This is a genomic window from Patescibacteria group bacterium, from assembly GCA_022560785.1.
Taxonomy (GTDB): Bacteria; Patescibacteriota; Minisyncoccia; order Phycocordibacterales; family JADFSL01; genus JADFSL01.
The window spans coordinates 1-15,544 of sequence record JADFSL010000013.1 but is presented as its reverse complement, the minus strand read 5'-3'; the positions used below and the strand labels follow the sequence as shown (position 1 = coordinate 15,544).

The window sequence follows — 15,544 nt, the reverse complement described above, 5'->3', positions numbered from 1 at the left end:
ATTCTCTAATTCGTACGAACTAGAGAATAGTGGAATTATTTTTGCTTTTTCTTTCCGTGTTTTTGTTTGCGTTCAATGCTTGCTTTTATAAACGCGGAAAAAAGCGGATGTGGTGCGAGCGGACGTGTTTCATACATAGGTCGGACCTATGTGTTTAGACCATATCAGGTTGTTCCTGCAAAAAATAAGAAAGTTGTTATCTATTATTTAATTATTGCACCACTCAACATCACTATTTTTCTTTTTTTCAATCTATCCCAGATTTCATAAGCCACAATGAGAAATACAACCCATGCCACGCCAAAAGAGAGCCCTGCAATAATATCAGACGGATAGTGAACTCCGAGATACACTCTACTTATCGCGATTCCTCCTATAAGTAAAGTCATAATAACCGTCCAGACAATACGCAAGAACCAGTTTGATAATAGGCGAAAGATGATATACCAGAGTAGTCCATACAGTGCTATTGCAACGACAGCGTGGCCACTGGGAAAACTATATCCGCTCACTTCAATAATACGATACTCAATGCTTGGGCGAGGACGAGCAATGAATTGCTTCATGAAAAAAACAAAGAGCTGGCTTCCTACAATAGATACAATAAGAAGGAACACTAGTGCCCAGTGCTTACGTATGAGTCCTATGAGAACGCTTATTGCAAGTATTCCAATAACAACCACACTATCGCCAAGAAAAGTCAACGCCTCAAAGAAAGGTGTCAGTGCTTCGGAACGAAAAGTATCTATAAAATAAACGACAAGAACATCGAACTCTATCAAATCATCTTTTGTAATGAGAAGTCCAGTAATGGCTACAAATACAGAGGCAGCAGCCAATGAAATAACAATCCCCAGAAGAATAAAAAAGGAAAAAGGAGCCCTCTTGCCTAAAGAAAGCTGCAGAAAGGTAGCTACCGTCCTTCTGATCTTTTCCATATTGTAAAACACCAAAAGTAAACCTATTGATTATTTTCGCCCTCTTCTCGCGCATCAGCTTCTACATCTGCTCGCTCTTCCTCTGCTTCTTGAATTGCCTCTTCAGCATCTTTTTTGTTATCCAATATCTCCTCTAATTCATCAATCATGTCTTCAACATCATCAAGAGATTTTTCTGCCTGCTTTGCAAGTCGTCGAGCCTCTTGGTAATTTTCCGCTTGGAATGCGCTCTGAGATTGTGAGAGAAGACCATCAAACTCTGTGAAAGCGTTTGCAGGAAGTATTACGCCTTCCTCAACAGCTTCGTCTGCCACTTCTTGTCTTTCTTCCCTAGCTTCTTTTATTGCTTTCTCGGCTTTGTGTTGTGCTTCCATCTCTTCTTCAATACGTTCTTCTTCCAGTTCTAATGCATCTTCAAGGTCTTCTTCTTTCAGCTCCAAAAGCTCAAGTTGTGCTTTCACCTGACCGAGTTCTTGGGCTAGTGCTTCTGTCGCGGCGGTGTCCCCCGCGCGGTGAGTGGCTTTCATTCTTGTTTTAAGTTCATCTTCTTTCGCCTCCAATGCTCGTTCCTGTTCTTTGAAAGCTTGTGCAAGAGTTGATTTTGGCGATTCAAACTCGTCGCCAAGTTCTTTTGCAAGAGCACTCACATCTTTCCCTTTTGCTTTCTCATCCTCAACGATAGTGGCAGCTTTTGCGATATTAGCCAAGAGTCGCGACTCTGCAACATCCAATCCTTTTGCCTCTACACCTTTTGTTTCTAAAATAATCTTTATTTCAGCGATTCGTTCAGCGGCAAAGGTAATCTGAAGATGGGCTTTTGCTTCTGGGTTAAAGGTAAAGAATTCCTGCAATGCTTCCCCTAATTTATCCAGAAAGTAAAGAGGGCTCTCAGGGGTAATCCCCGCGCTGGGTACCTGTTGCACCACCTCGGTGTTTGCATAACCGTCATCACCGTTTGCAAACCCTACTATTGGACTGATGGTAAAAGCTAAAAGAGGTACGAGAAGGAAGAAAAGAAGAATTGGTTTTGTTACATTCATAATAGTCTAGTTGTTAACCTTTTGCGTTACTTACAGAACCCATTTGCCGGAGTCAAACCGTCCCAAGTTAATCCATCAGCCGTCACATTTGTTACGTTAGTTTCGTAACATCTTGATTTAGCATTTTTAAGGCTGAAAGTGAGCATGCCATCAGTGCCGGTTGTTCCGTTTCCTGATGCGATAACGCTCCCATCACGAGAAAGATCAATTGAAACCAACGCACCGGAGACAGCAGCGCCGAAATCATCTACAACGGCAATGGTGATCAAGAGATGCTTGTCGCTATTTTTTCCTCCTTCAGTAACGTAGGTAATAGAGTTAACAATAACATTGCTCGCTTGTGTTACTGCTTGCAAAGAAAAGTTTGCAGTCGATGTCACACCTCCTGTTACTGCAGCTGGCTGTGATGCATCTTGGTAGCCGGTTGCTCCCGCAGTCACAGTATATGTTCCTTCCGGTACATCAGAAATTATGTAGTACCCTGTCGTATCGGTTGTTGCCTGACGTATTCCGTCTGTTACAGTAGCCCCTTCTATAGGGTTTCCGGTATCTACATCAGTAACAATGCCATCAATTGCACCGTACATAATAGCTGTGAGAGTGAAGTCTGCAGTGGTAATGGTATCTGCAACCACCGCAACGCCTATTTGTGAAGCACTGTTATAGTCAGTTGCAGACGCGGTTACTGTGTATGTGCCTTCGGGAACATTAGTAAGTGTGTAAGCGCCATTTATGTCAGTTGTTGCCTGCCGTGTTCCGTCAGTGACCGAAGCTCCTACGATCGGATTCAATGTATCATTATCAATCACTGTTCCACTGATCGTTCCTGTGGCAGGAGGAGGTGCTATTGTCGCAACTGCCGCAACAACACTTACCAAGCCATAGCCGTATTTAGAGTCACGTCCGGTATTACCAAGGTCAATGGCAGTATCATTCATAATTTGACGAACCTCGTCGTTAATTCGCCCGTCGCCGTTGGTGTCACTAATGCCGGCTGCAATAACTAATGCTGCTGACCCGGCTACGTGAGGAGAAGCCATTGATGTTCCGTTGAATTCAACATAACCACCGCCAAGCTTAGTAGAGTTAATGATCACCCCAGGCGCCATGAGTTCAAGCTCGGAACCTGTGCTTGAAAAACTTGCTCGCTTGTCGCTTTTGTCAGTGGCTCCTACGGCAATAACTGATCCGTAAACTGCTGGATAGCCGATCTTATCGCCTCGCCCTGGCGGATTTCCATCGTTTCCTGCCGCGGCAACAATCACCACGCCAGCTGTCTCGGCATTTTCAAAAGCAGAAGCAACGATATCACCAGGATTAGCTGAGCTTCCCAAACTTAAATTGGCGATATGTACTCCATTGTTCACTGTCCATTCCAGTGCAGCGATCACGTCGCTCCATGAGCCAGACCCACTAGAACTGAGAACCTTGAGCGCGTAAAGACTTGCCTCCGGAGCAACGCCGACAACCCCAAGATTATCATCTCCGGCTGCAACAGTTCCTGCAACATGAGTACCATGCCCGTTGTCATCCATTGGGTCTGTATCATTATTCACAAAATCATATCCGCCGGCATAGTTGACGGCTAAATCTTGGTGGGTGTAGTCAATGCCAGAATCAATAATTGCTATTTTGACACCAGCGCCCTTGTTGCCTCCGTTATGTACAATACCGGAACCAATATGTTTAACTCCCCATGTATTATCAAGTTCAGCATCAATGGCGTAGACTGTTCCATCTAAATCAACACTGGTGATTCGGGGATTATTTAAGAGCCCTGTAATTGCTGATTCAGGGATGCTGGCTGCAATTGCTGGAATGAGGTTGTAGTTGTATTTAATATTTCCGCCGTTGCTTCGCACCAGAGCTTCCCCACTCAAACCTGGCGCTTGGGTAAAGCCAATTAACACGTCAACCCTTGGAGATTCTGCCGCTTGGGTAAGGAGGGGGGTAACCCCTACCGCACCAACAATAAAGGCTAGGCCAAGAAATACTGTCATTAAAATATTTGTTTTTGTTTGCATATTGTTAAAATTACTGTTAATTGATAAAAATGATGTCAATTTTATTTTTGTAAATTATAACTTACATAAGTAAAAGTTAATATCTTTTGGCAAAATACTACTCGCTAGTAACCCCTTCAAAATGTTTTCTGACTCATCCGCCTTTGTTGCATGCACCGTGCCATCTTTATGCTCTGACGGTGAATAAATAGAACAGAATCAAAACAAGTTGGCTTTGTTTTGTCGTATATAAAACACGACGATAATCGGTATTATTAAGAGTTGCTTCTTCTATCTGTGTAATATAACCCTTCATATTAAATAGCAAAAATTTAATTGGTGTACTTAGAAAGTTAATTCTCCAAATCTATAAAGCAAGAATCCGATAAAAAGAACGAGGAGTAAATAATACGTTGTCCATCCTTTTGTCGCAGGAAACAGACGAGCTATGAAACTGAAGTTTCCTCGATACCACTGCCTTAAACCAAGCCAAGAAACCACATTCGCGCCAATACTGTCTATGAGGAGCAAGTAAAATATAATGACTAAAATTGTTACCTCCATATTTTTTAATTAAATGTTTGTTATATTAATTATTCTTTTTGAATGATTTCCGAAATTTTATTTGTAGGATTATCCATCAATTTTTTTAAAAGTATACCACACAATCATACACATGCACAAATAAAATTATTACGCTATTGAAGTGGTATTCGACACAAAAGCCGCACAAGTGGGCGGCTTTTGTGTCTGGATAAATTAAATTATCTTGCACACAGAAGTGTAGAGAAGTCTTTTTTTTTGTAAAAATAAACTAAGTAGCAAGCCAGCCGCCATCTACAAAGAATGTAGCGCCAGTTACATAACTTGCTTCATCTGATGCAAGAAATACCACCATAGCAGCAACTTCTTCGGGCTTTCCCATGCGTTTAATAGGTAGTCGTGCGAGCATAGCATCCATTTGCTCTTTTGGAATTTGATCAGCAGATACCATTGGTGTATCAATGACTCCAGGCCCTATTGCATTCACGTTAATACCTAGTGGGGCTAACTCAATTGCAAGTGTTTCCGTCATTCCTGTAACACCTCCTTTGGAGGCGGTATAGTGTGCCGAAGCATCAACACCTACGCCAACTTGTCCGGAGGCGATAGAGGTAATGTTGATAATACGCCCCCATTTATTTTTTGCCATCTCTTTAGCGGCGCGCTGTGCGCACAAAAACTGTCCCTTTAAATTAATATCTATTGTCTTGTCCCATTCTTCTTCTGTCAGTTCAAGAAATTTCTTTGGTTCATAGATGCCCGCGTTATTAATCAAAATATCTAGACGTCCATATTTTTCTATAACTTTATCAAACACATCATTCACTTCACTTGCATTTGAAACATCCATTTTAAAATAAGTTGCCTCTCCGCCATCCTTAATAATTTCTTGTACAACCGATTGACACTCTCCTTCATCTATATCGGTAATAATAACTTTTGCGCCCTGCGTAGCTAATGCACGCGCGTCTGCCGCACCCATTCCACGACGCGCACCTGTCACAAGCGCAACTTTATTAGTTAAATCAAACATAATGATATTTAATAATTTATAATTAAATGTAAATTATATAATTTCTAAGATATCGTGTACAGTTCGAAATATTAAATTTAGATAGAGCAATCTACCAGAAAGGTTCGAGTCAATGGCGATCTAAGCTCTTAGGTCACATTTTGAAAAAATTTCGGGTAGGCAAACAAAGGATATTTCAGAGGCACTAACTATTCCTAAGTGGCTGGTATCTTCGGGCTGGAACCGTGGTCGGACAAGCCCTGTAAGATTGTTTTCATTAGTTTTATTTTGTCAAAACGATGCTCCTCGTGCACAACGAGTCGGGCTTTTTTTTAATAATGTTATTTTACCGCATCTCTAGTTCTCTCTACATCTAAATGTTATTCCCCACCACATACCCTGTAGACCAACAAAGTTGAAGTGAGAAACCACCTGATGGCCTATTTATGCTAAGTAAATCTCCTGTTAAAAATAAATTTGAAATTTTCTTTGAACGCATTGTTCGCATATCTATTTCCTCTAATACTATTCCGCCATCTGCAACCACAGCTCTGTCAAACCCCATAAGTCCATTAATAGTAAGTGGAAGCGCTTTGAGTGTGTGAACTATATGTTTTCGCTCTTCTTTGGTTACAGAGTGAACTTTTTTTGTAGTATCAAAATTCTCTTCAAAAAGTGGGAGTATGCCCTTTAATGTGCCGTGTGGAATAAATTCTTTAACAATATTATTAAAAGATTTGTTTTTATTTTTATCAAAAACTGCAATTATACTTTTCTCAAGTGAGCCGAGGTCAGTGTCTGGATAAGCATCTATCGTTGCTGTAACTATGCCGTCATGAAGTAAGTCAGCTACTTTATGTGCGTTGTTTAATATAAGTGGTCCAGAAAGTCCAAAGTGTGTAAATAATACTTTCCCGGTTTCAGAAAAAGCTTTTTTTCCTTCAACAAAAAAAGTAATTTTCATAAATGAAAGCGATACACCAGAAATTTTCTTACTCCAACTCTCTTTTACAGAGAGCGGTACGATTGTTGGAGTAGACTGCAGTGCTGTGTGGCCCAACTTCTTTAACCATTTTAATCCATCCCCTGTTGATCCTGTTTCAGGATGAGAAACCCCACCAGTTGCAAAAAGATAATTGGTGGCTCTAAAAGTATCTTTATCAGAGACAACACCAATTATTTCATTTTTAGTTTTAAGGATTTTCATAACAGGAGTACCAGTCTTAACCACCACATTTCCATCACGTACATATCTTTCAAGAATCTTTAAAACATCTTCTGCTTTTTCTGTTTCTGGAAATGCACGCTTACGAGCCTGCACTACTAAAGGCAATCCTCTTTTTTCAAAAAAAGTAAAAGTATCTTCCACTCCAAACTGTGAAAATAAAGAATACAAAAACTGTTCGGCTTTATCGAAATGTTTGAGTAGCACTCGAGTATCGTGTTCAGCGTTTGTAATGTTACACCTTCCGCCACCAGTTATTTTTAGTTTCTTTCCTAATTTATGATTTTTCTCTAGTAAAAGCACTTTTTTACCTCGCTCACCAGCACGACCAGCCGCCATAAGGCCGGAGGCCCCGCCACCCACCACAATTAGGTCAAATTTTGTCCCTGTTATAGACATGTGGGCATACTACCACGTTGCGCCAAATTGTATTGTAAAACTGTGCTTAGTAAGTATGCAATTTTAGAATAATATTCTAACCATCTTTAAGTTCCTCTTTTAAAGAAAGCCTTATAGATATTGACAGAAGTGCGTGTTTGTATTATTATGTGAGCAAGCTTTTGATACTCGTGTAGGGCTCTTTAGCCGCAGACTCCGCCTACTTATATAAGGACAGCCACGTTTGAATTATTATACCTGCACAGATGCCCCGAAACGTGTCTACGTTTCGTTAATACACACATAAATGAATACAAAAACTAAAAACCGACCAAGTCGGAGCTCTTCAGGTTCGACTCGACGAAATACTTCTTCAAATCATAAGTTTGGACGTAGTAAATTTAATAGCAACAACAATAAACGACGCGACCTATCAAGAAGCGGTGGTGGTGGGCGTCGTGGTGGTCGAAAAATACCAACATTTGACCCATCTCAGTTCATAAACACAAACCCTGTTAATGTTGTTGAGGAAACATATAAACCGAAACATAATTTTGGTACTTTTGGTCTTAATCCAAAATTGGTAGAGAAAATTGCATCGCTAAAACTAGAAATTCCTTCCCCTATCCAAGACCAGATTATTCCAGAGATTCTCAAGGGAAATGATGTTATTGGTATTGCAGAAACAGGAACTGGCAAAACTGCTGCATTTCTTATTCCACTTATTGAAAAAACAATAAAAGATGGGAATAGGCAGACCCTTATTCTAGCTCCGACAAGAGAGCTCGCTCTACAAATCAACGAGGAGTTGCTCCAACTTTCACGTGGCTTTGGAATCTACTCTACAGTCTGCGTAGGTGGCATAAATATACGCCCACAAATAAAATCTCTGTCCCGAAAAAATCATTTTGTTATCGGTACACCAGGACGTGTGCTTGATTTAATTAAACGTAAAAGTTTTGTACCTTCAAAGATAACTACTGTTGTTCTGGATGAAGCAGATCGAATGCTCGATATGGGATTCATCAACGATATGAGATCAATTCTTTCACAAACACCACAAAACAGAGAGACTTTGTTTTTTTCCGCAACGATAACAAAAGAAACAGAAGGTCTTGTGCATGACTTCTTGCGCAATCCAACCACTATCTCAGTAAAGAAAAAGGATGTTGCAAACAATATTTCTCAAGATGTAGTTCGTTTTGAACATAACTCAAGATTTGAGAAACTACTTGAATTACTTTTAAACACGGAATTCAAACGTGTTCTTATATTTGGTGCGATGAAACACAGTGTCGCAAAGCTTGCAACACAACTTACTGCGGGAGGAGTTCTGTCAGAATCAATCCATGGAAACAAGTCTCATATACAACGTCAACGTGCTCTTAAGAGTTTTAAGGAAGGCAAAGTACGCATTCTTGTTGCAACAGATGTTGCCGCACGTGGTATACACATTGATAATGTTACACATGTTATAAACTACGACTTGCCTAGCACATTTGAAGACTACGTACACCGCATAGGTAGAACAGGACGTGGTACCAATCGTGGTAAAGCACTTACATTTATATCTAAATAAATCAGTTCCCTTGCGCCTATCACTGACTTGCTACTGGCTCTTTCGGCTGTTTTGCTTTGCAAAACATAAACAAAATAAAATTTCATACAATTTTTGGAGACGTGCCAGACGGCACATCTCTCACTTCCAGCATGCAGTACCTGGCAACCCACTCACTCTTGTTCGTGGCTTGCCATGCACCGGCTGGTGCGGGGCTGCCGGACTTGGGAATCTCACTGCTCGCTACGCTACGCTTTGAGAACCCACGGTTCTCAACAGCTTCGCCTGCTCTTCAACACGGGGAAACTAGAGTTTCCCCGACCCCCTTCCAGTTCGAGTCCAAGACCTCAACCAACTATAATGCAAAACAAAGCAACGATAAATTGCTCTGTTTTGGTCATGCTGCCGGACTTGGACTCGAACCAAGATACCATGCTCCAGAGGCATGTGTCCTACCATTAGACGATCCGGCAATATTCATTCAATAATCTTTAATTTTTACCACACTTTAGACTAAAATTAAAGATTGTGATTGACAATATAGATAAAATATGTTATTACGTAAAAAGATATCTGAACATTTAAAACTAAACAAACACAGGAGAAGGTGGGATGAAAAAGATTAATTTAGTTCTCTTAATAGTTTTTCTAACCATAACGACAAGCGTCATGGCAGGAGATATAAGATTTTCTTATAACAAATCCATGGACAGGGAAGCAAACCTACTGGGTGCAGATAGTATGCACTCACTCTACTCTCTTACCAATATTGGTGCTAAAAAAATCATTGGAAAGCCTAACAGTTTCTCTGGCAGAAGTGCCGAAATTATATTTGCAAGTCTACTTGGTCACATTACTAAAACCATGGCTCACGAAGAAGGCCATGTGTTTACTGCAAGAGTTAACGGTGCATATGAAACTGAAATAAACAATGATGTTTACTGGTGGCGTGGAAACCTGAATGATGCAGAAAGAATAAAAGTATCAACGGCAGGACTTGATTGGGTTAATGTTGAAGCTGAAAAAACTATCAACAGAAATATGGGAAAGAAAATTAATGTTTCTGAATTAATTTGGTTTGGACTTAATCAAGTTAATGCGCCAGGATATGTTTTTACAAAAACTGATACGCCAGAAAAATGTCTTGATGATTGCAGATACAACACCAATGACACAGTAAAATGGTATGGTCTTGTTGGGAAATCTGACCTTGATATCATGGATAAACTTTATTCTGATCTTAAGGTAGGCGCAGCTTGGCAGGCTTTAGGTCTCTTTGTCCCCATATACCACGGAATAAAATATTGGTCTGCAGGAAAAGAGTACACAATGCCTAACTGGTGGTTTAACCCACAGTTTGACATGACAGATGTTGGTGTAATGTACGCACTAAGCGTATGGCACAAATCAGAGAGTGGTACAACGGTTCACCTTCGTCCTGGGTTTGGCAAAAACAGGGTAGAAAGTGGTCACATAAAAGCTCTTGAAGTTGAACTTTCCATTCCATACTCTAATTATGTCTTTGGAATCAGAGGTGGTTCCTATAAAACACTTAAACGGTCTCATTCGTTTGGTGTTTCTGCGGAGAAAGTGGTGAGTAAAAATTGGTCAGTCGGTGTAGATATTGACCAATATTCGGGTTACCACAGAAAAAACCCAAAAGCCAACTCCGATTGGCATGAAACTTTGATTTTTGCCAAAGTTAGTTTTTAGTAATTACAACAAAGCCCCATGTTTGTCTTAACAGACAAACATGGGGCTTTTTTATTCCTTATTCAAAAAAATTCTACCTTTCTCAACGCTGCAGTAATCCAACAAAATAAAAACTTGTTAGAACAATACACAAAGTTGCCAGTTTATTCAAACCCATAATTTAATATCACATTCCACTATTCTCTAATTCGTACGAACTAGAGAATAGTGGAATTATTTTTGCTTTTTCTTTCCGTGTTTTTGTTTGCGTTCAATGCTTGCTTTTATAAACGCGGAAAAAAGCGGATGTGGTGCGAGCGGACGTGCTTGAAATTCCGGGTGAAACTGTGTTCCAAGAAAAAACGGATGTTTTTTCTTGGGTAATTCCGCAATTTCCATGAGAACTTCATCTGGAGACACTCCAGAAAACACCATACCACCCTCTTCAAACTTTTCAATGTATTCTGGGTTCACTTCGTAGCGATGGCGATGGCGCTCCTCTATATTTTTCTTTCCGTATTCATCTCTTGCTATTGTCCCCTCTTTTAGACGCGTTGGGTATGTACCGAGACGCATCGTGCCACCATAATTGTTTTTAGCAATAAGTTTTTTCTGTTCTGGCATAATATCTATGACTGCATATTTTGTATCCGGTTCTATTTCAACCGTGTGCGCCTTTTTCATACCCAACACATTTCTCGCATACTCAACCATCATAAGCTGCATACCGTAACAGAGCCCAAAGTACGGAATCTTTTTTGTACGCGCATATTCAATCACCCTGAGCTTGCCCTCAATCCCTGTCTCACCAAAACCTCCCGGCACGATAATGCCATCGTATTTAGAGAGTGATTGTAATTTTTTTCCTACACCGCTTTTCGTATTTCCCTCGGTGGAGAACTCTTTTGCATTGAGCCAATGAATCATCGGTTTGAATCCAAGACTATATGCAGAGAATTTAATTGCCTCAATCACCGAGAGATATGCGTCAGAGAGTATAAAATCGCCCGTATCAAAGTATTTACCAACAATTGCTATATTGACCTCGTCTTGTGCTGTATGCATCTTTTTGACAAAACTACGCCACTTTTTCATATTAGTCTTATCGCCAATGGATTTTAACTTGAGAAGTGAGAGGAAAATCTCGCCTAGATTGTCTTTTTCAAAATTGAGCGGCACATCATAGATATTGTCTATGTCGGGAGCGGATATGACATGCTCAGAACGAATGTTGCACGAAATAGCAATTTTTTCTTTTCGTTTTTTATCGAGTGGAACAGAGCTCCGCGCAATGATGACATCGGGTTGTATACCGTAGGCGTTGAGTTGTCGAACCGCATTTTGTGTTGGCTTCGTTTTCATTTCACCGAGTTTTCTGGGTATTGGCAAAAAGCTCACCATAACAAAAAGTACGTCGTCTGGATTTTTCACATGGAGTACTCGCGCCGCCTCGATGAACATCACATTTTGGTAGTCACCAACGGTGCCACCGATTTCAATGACCGAAATACGCGAACCGTTTAAATCCGCTGCCTTTTGAAATCTAGCTATTATCTCATCGCGAATGTGTGGAATCGCCTCAACACATTTGCCTTTGTAGCCGAGGTTGCGCTCTTTGTTGATGACATGCTGGTAAACCATGCCACTGGTAATATAATCTTCTTCTCTTAGATCTGTTCCCAAAAACCGCTCGTAGTTTCCCATGTCCTGATCACACTCACGACCGGAGCGAAGTACAAAAACTTCACCATGCTCAGTCGGGTTCATGGTGCCAGCGTCGACATTCAAATATGGGTCTATTTTAATAAGGTTTACTTTAAAACCCTTTGTTTGGAGCACTTTGGCAAGTGATGATGTTGCGATGCCTTTTCCGACACCAGACATTACTCCGCCGATGACGAATATATACTTGTGTCCAGGTTTATGCATGCCTTAGACTTTTAGGTGCCGCTTTACAGCAAGATAACTGGATACCGCACCAAGTACTGCTCCTGAACCAAGCATTAAGAGAGACAACTCAACAATGTTGCTAATGTAATAATCGTAAATATTGATATTGCCGAAAAAATTTTCCGTTATCGGCCCAAGCCAGAGTGTAATCGGATAAAAAACAATCAGGGTTATTACTGCGGCAACAACACCATACATTATTCCCTCAAACACAAAAGGTCCGCGAATATAGGCATTACTTGCACCGACAAGTCGCATAACGGAAATTTCATCGCGAGCAGTGTAAATGGCAAGCCGTATGGTGTTAAATGCAATGATGATTGAGGCAATGGCGAGAATCATGATGAACGCAAATCCAAATGTTTCAGAAGATTCTATAATCGCTGCAAGCTTGTCTATTGCGGCTTTGTTTTGAAAATAGTTTATCTTGTCAATTATCGGAGTCCCTGCACTTGCGAGTGCACTTTCCCCCTGTAGAAATTTTGCAATGCCCTCATACTGGGAAGTTTCATTTGCTTTGATGCTGAGAGATGCCCCGAGCGGGTTTTCTCCAAGCTCTTCGAGAGCTTGGAGTATCAGCTGGTCATCCGCATGTCTGCCCCTGAATCTGGTAAGTGCTTCATCACGAGAAACATACTCTACAAATTTAACTTCTGGCAATGTCTCAATAGAGCGCTTCAGTGCCAAAATTTCGTCTTCCGGCGCGGTTGTCACAAAGTATACATTGACATCAACTTTATCTTTTATCAGTTCAAGAGATGATTTAAATGTCTCGCCTACTAAGATGAGCGAGATGAACATAAACAGCGTAACTACCATGACCAAAATAGCCGCCAGAGAAACAAAACCGTTTCTCCAAAAGCTTACGAAGCCAGATTTTATTATTCGTTTTGTACTAACAAGTATACTCATAGTTATAGAGCGTATTTACCATTACTGTCATCTCTGACGATTTTGCCGTTATCCATCGTGATGACTCTCTTCCCGATAGAATCTATCACCCCTTTGTTGTGGGTTGTTAAAAGTATTGTAGCCCCCAGATCGTTTATCCTTTTGAGAATTTGCACAATTTCATACGTACTGATTGCATCGAGATTGCCAGTGGGCTCATCTGCTATGATGATATCAGGTTGGTTTACAATTGCACGTGCGATTGCTACTCGTTGTTTTTCTCCTCCAGAGAGTTCGCGGGGAAAATTCCATATTTTCTCTCCCAAATCCACAAGCTCAAGCACATGTGGGACATCAGACTCTATCTCCTCATCTGATCTTCCTGCGGCCTCCATTGCAAACGCGATATTTTCGTACGCAGTTTTATTTGGCAGCAACCTGAAATCCTGAAAGATTGTGCCGATACGACGTCTAAAAGTATTGAGCGAATCTCTTGCCAAAGTATGGATGTTGGTAGATTCAAAAAAAACAGTACCTTCGGTGGGCCGTTCTTCAGCAAGAAGCATTTTAAGGAGTGTGGTCTTTCCGGCGCCTGAGTGCCCCACGATGGAGACAAATTCACCAGAATTTATTGAGAGATTGATATTATCAAGTGCGACTGATCCTCCGTTGTATATTTTTGATAAATTATCAAAGTAAATCATGCCAAAAAATAAGGAGTTAGGTGACTATATTTTTTAATCACCCCACACCTTCTGATGTCATTTTTTATCATAAATGTCACAAGACATATTCTATCATACTCCATTTATACATGTCTTTCAAATAAAAGTTGTAATGGTTATGAAAAATAAAGACCCAAAAAATAACGGTCTAATAGAGTCTATTTTTCTACAAATTTCGCTCCGCGTCTATAAATACATTGAGATTACCATCGAGCACTCCATCGACATCACGAACTTCCACATCAGTCCGATGGTCTTTGACCATTTTGTATGGATGAAGTACATACGAACGAATCTGACTCCCCCACTCTATGCTGACATCCTTGGACACCGCGAGTCCTTGTGCCTGTTTTTTGCGATCGTCTTCCAGTTTTTTATACAGCTTACCCTTGAGTATTTCAAGTGCTTTATCCTTATTTTGTGCCTGAGAACGTTCCGATTCTACATGTACAGAAATCTTGGTGTCTTTATGGACTATCCGCACTGCGGTTTCTCGTTTATTGACATTCTGTCCTCCTGGACCGCTCGATCGTGCAAACTGTACTTCTATGTCATCCGGTGATATTTCAATATCTGCAGTTTTTTCAAGTTTGGGGATAATCTCTACCATTGAAAAAGAGGTATGCCGTAATTTTTTTGCATTAAACGGTGATATTCTTACTAGTCGATGCACACCCGATTCATTTTTCAGTGTTCCGTATACACCTTTTCCTGATACTTCAAATGTGATGTTACGATACCCTCCGTGGTCATTTTCATGTTTGTGAAGCACCTGCAAACTCCAACCCTTCTTTGAAACAAATTTTTCATACATACCGTAGAGCATGGCTGAAAAATCTTCAGCGTCGTCGCCTCCTGCTCCGGAGAAAATAGTTATTATGGCATGCGCACTATCATATTTGTCTACTCCCTTTTCTTCTTCTTTGAGCCCTCTTAATTCTGCTATAGCAGCTTGAGCTTTGTCCTTATCATCCCAAAAATTGGGATTTTGCATTTGCTCCTCAAGCTCTTTAATTTTTTCTTTTGTATCTTTCATACCTCCTCACTTAGTTTTATAGCCTTTTCTAATTTAACATCAACACTAACGACGGCATGACATATCCTCGCTATTCTATTCACATATGCAGCACTCATCGGTTTCAGCATGTCAAAATCTCCGTCCTTCTCAATCCATTTAATGACATGGAAAAGCGTATCTCTGTAATTACTTAATTGTTCTTCTTGTTTGCTCATGCCTCCTCACTTAGTTCTGCTAGGATGTCAGGAACTTTCTTTAGTGCTGTGTCGTAGTTAGGCATGGGCTTTTTCTTCAGTATTAAGGAAGTAGAAGAGTAATTCTTCTAATTCTATTGATTTATATTTGAGCGCCTCTAATACCGATTGCTTCTTATCAATGAACTCAGGATATATGCCTTCAAGCAATGTAGAAGAAACCTTTAAAGTCTATTTTAAAGGTGTAGTATTAATGCAGGAATATGGATTACAAGATGATAAAAAGTTTAATGTCTTTGAAGCAGATATAATCAAATTTGAAGATGAATTATTTCTTTTAAATTATGGACATTATGGTGATACTAGGACTAAAGTTA

The 15,544-nt window shown here is 40.4% G+C and carries 12 protein-coding genes and 1 tRNA gene; 2 read left to right on the top strand and 11 right to left on the bottom strand.

The features are described from left to right. Positions 1-203 precede the first annotated feature (203 nt). The 5 genes from IIB50_01810 to IIB50_01790 form a co-directional block, all read right to left on the bottom strand. Complete coding sequence (locus IIB50_01810) at positions 204-938, bottom strand: phosphatase PAP2 family protein (protein ID MCH7529830.1); 735 nt, start codon at positions 936-938, stop codon at positions 204-206. Positions 939-961: 23 nt separating this feature from the next. Further along, the gene (locus IIB50_01805; GenBank protein ID MCH7529829.1) at positions 962-1,978 is read right to left on the bottom strand and encodes a hypothetical protein; all 1,017 of its coding nucleotides are present in this window, start codon (positions 1,976-1,978) and stop codon (positions 962-964) included. 26 nt (positions 1,979-2,004) lie between these two features. After that, a complete protein-coding gene (locus IIB50_01800) occupies positions 2,005-4,002 on the bottom strand; it encodes a S8 family serine peptidase (protein ID MCH7529828.1) in 1,998 nt (665 codons plus the stop codon). 793 nt (positions 4,003-4,795) lie between these two features. After that, positions 4,796-5,557 carry an SDR family oxidoreductase gene (locus tag IIB50_01795; protein ID MCH7529827.1) on the bottom strand — a complete coding sequence of 254 codons (762 nt, stop codon included), beginning with the start codon at positions 5,555-5,557 and terminating at the stop codon, positions 4,796-4,798. 352 nt (positions 5,558-5,909) lie between these two features. Continuing rightward, on the bottom strand, positions 5,910-7,160 hold the full coding sequence (locus IIB50_01790; protein MCH7529826.1) for an aminoacetone oxidase family FAD-binding enzyme: 1,251 nt from the start codon (positions 7,158-7,160) through the stop codon (positions 5,910-5,912). A gap of 286 nt (positions 7,161-7,446) precedes the next feature. Between IIB50_01790 and IIB50_01785 the strand changes: the two genes are divergently transcribed. Beyond that, the gene (locus tag IIB50_01785) at positions 7,447-8,718 is read left to right on the top strand and encodes a DEAD/DEAH box helicase (protein ID MCH7529825.1); all 1,272 of its coding nucleotides are present in this window, start codon (positions 7,447-7,449) and stop codon (positions 8,716-8,718) included. A gap of 381 nt (positions 8,719-9,099) precedes the next feature. Here IIB50_01785 and IIB50_01780 read toward each other — a convergent pair. After that, positions 9,100-9,170 (bottom strand) — tRNA-Gln (locus IIB50_01780). Positions 9,171-9,309: 139 nt separating this feature from the next. On the opposite strand from IIB50_01780, the gene IIB50_01775 reads away from it, so the two are divergent. Next, positions 9,310-10,410, top strand: a complete 1,101-nt coding sequence (locus IIB50_01775) for a hypothetical protein (protein ID MCH7529824.1) — start codon at positions 9,310-9,312, stop codon at positions 10,408-10,410. A gap of 213 nt (positions 10,411-10,623) precedes the next feature. On the opposite strand, the gene IIB50_01770 is transcribed toward IIB50_01775, so the two are convergent. The 5 genes from IIB50_01770 to IIB50_01750 all read right to left on the bottom strand — a co-directional run bounded on the left by IIB50_01770 (position 10,624) and on the right by IIB50_01750 (position 15,188). Beyond that, positions 10,624-12,318, bottom strand: a complete 1,695-nt coding sequence (locus IIB50_01770) for a CTP synthase (GenBank protein MCH7529823.1) — start codon at positions 12,316-12,318, stop codon at positions 10,624-10,626. A 3-nt stretch (positions 12,319-12,321) separates the two neighbouring features. Next, on the bottom strand, positions 12,322-13,251 hold the full coding sequence (locus IIB50_01765; protein ID MCH7529822.1) for an ABC transporter permease: 930 nt from the start codon (positions 13,249-13,251) through the stop codon (positions 12,322-12,324). 2 nt (positions 13,252-13,253) lie between these two features. Continuing rightward, positions 13,254-13,934 (bottom strand): cell division ATP-binding protein FtsE, encoded by a 681-nt coding sequence (gene ftsE / locus IIB50_01760; protein ID MCH7529821.1) that lies wholly within the window; start codon positions 13,932-13,934, stop codon positions 13,254-13,256. A 187-nt stretch (positions 13,935-14,121) separates the two neighbouring features. Next, a complete protein-coding gene (locus IIB50_01755) occupies positions 14,122-14,991 on the bottom strand; it encodes a PCRF domain-containing protein (protein MCH7529820.1) in 870 nt (289 codons plus the stop codon). Then, entirely contained in the window at positions 14,988-15,188 is a 201-nt protein-coding gene (locus tag IIB50_01750) for a hypothetical protein (protein ID MCH7529819.1), read from the bottom strand. Before IIB50_01750 ends, IIB50_01755 begins: the two co-directional genes overlap by 4 nt. Positions 15,189-15,544 lie beyond the last annotated feature (356 nt).